The organism is Kitasatospora sp. NPDC091257 (assembly GCF_044757675.1).
Lineage (GTDB): Bacteria > Actinomycetota > Actinomycetes > Streptomycetales > Streptomycetaceae > Kitasatospora > Kitasatospora lactacystinica.
The window spans coordinates 1-1,333 of record NZ_JBIVVI010001737.1 but is presented as its reverse complement, the minus strand read 5'-3'; the positions used below and the strand labels follow the sequence as shown (position 1 = coordinate 1,333).

Below are 1,333 nucleotides of genomic sequence, written 5' to 3'. Positions count from 1 at the left end.
CCCACCCGCACCTTGTGTTCTCCTCGCCGGGGCGCCGCCCGTTGTGCTGTTTGGTCGGCCTGGGGTGGCGGGGGGGGGCGGGCCGGCCGGTCCTCGGACCGGCCGGCCGTCCGCCGTCGGCGGGCCTGCGCCTGCTCCGCCCGAACGATCCCTCAATACGATCACCCGATCGGCCATTTCCGCAGGTCGCAGCGGTGTGTCTGACGGTCCGTGAGGTCTGTTCGGATTGCGGCGCCGATTGCGGGGGCTGGCAGGGCATGGCTGTCTGGTTCTGGCAGGGCCGACCGGCGCTGCCAACTGTTACCCCGTACTCCCTGGAGGAGACCATCATGCGTGCCCTCAAGCGTGTCCTGGCCGTCAGCGCCCTCACCGTCCCGCTCGTGATCGGCGCCGCCGGCCTGGCCTCGGCCCACGGCAGCATCGACGCGAACTACGGCAAGGGCTTCTTCACCGCCAACGAGAACGGCGCCGGCCTCGCGGCCGTCGAGTCCCACGTCGGCCCCGACGGCGTCGAGCACGCCGACTTCTGGATCTGGGCCGACGACAACGGCGTCACCGGTTCGTTCACCGGCTCCGGCGCCACCACCCACGAAGGCTGACGAACCCTGCACCATCGGACGTACGGGGGCGGCCCCGGGACAGGGCCGCCGCTGATCCGGATCCTGGAATGACGAAACGGCCGGTCGACCGCGAGGTCGACCGGCCGTTCCCATGGGCCCACCCGGAGAGCACCTGCTCCGCCCGGACGATCCCTCAATACGATCACCCGATCGGCCATTTCCGCAGGTCGGCACGGCGATCCTGACATACCGTCAACTCCGTTCGGACGGCGGCGCCGATTGCGGGGGCCGGCGGCACATGGCTGTCTGGTTGCGGCCGGGCCGGCCGGCGCTGCCAACTGTTACCCCGTACTCCCTGGAGGAGACCGTCATGCGTGCCCTCAAGCGTGTCCTGGCCGTCAGCGCCCTCACCGTCCCGCTCGTGATCGGCGCCGCCGGCCTGGCCTCGGCCCAGGAGGGCCTGGACGCGACCTGGGGCAGCGGCCAGTTCATCGTCAACCAGCACGGTGCCGGCGTCGCGGACGCGAACTCCGTGGTCAACTCCGACGGAGTCCAGCACACCGACTTCTGGATCTGGGCCGACGACAGCGGCGTCTCCGGCGCGTTCACCGGCTCCGGCGCCACCTGGCAGCAGGGCTGACGAACCCCGCACCACCGCAGGTGCGGGCTCCGGGGCGGGCCTGATCCGGTCCCTGGAATGACGAAACGGCCGGTCGACCGCGAGGTCGACCGGCCGGGGGTTGTGGGTTCTGGAGAGCAAACGTCTGAACTCC

Annotated in this window: 2 protein-coding genes; both read left to right on the top strand. The window is 71.0% G+C overall.

The window, feature by feature from the left end:
- Window positions 1–329 precede the first annotated feature (329 nt).
- Window positions 330–599, top strand: a complete 270-nt coding sequence (locus tag ACIQOV_RS41670) for a hypothetical protein (protein ID WP_401056386.1) — start codon at window positions 330–332, stop codon at window positions 597–599.
- 331 nt (window positions 600–930) lie between these two features.
- Window positions 931–1,200: a hypothetical protein gene (locus tag ACIQOV_RS41665; RefSeq protein ID WP_401056384.1), complete on the top strand. Its 270-nt coding sequence runs from the start codon at window positions 931–933 to the stop codon at window positions 1,198–1,200.
- The last annotated feature ends 133 nt before the right edge of the window (window positions 1,201–1,333 follow it).

Coding starts and splice junctions, on each gene's coding strand:
- ACIQOV_RS41670 (WP_401056386.1), top strand. CDS start 330: ATGCGTGCCCTCAAGCGTGTCCTGGCCGTCAGCGCCCTCACCGTCCCG.
- ACIQOV_RS41665 (WP_401056384.1), top strand. CDS start 931: ATGCGTGCCCTCAAGCGTGTCCTGGCCGTCAGCGCCCTCACCGTCCCG.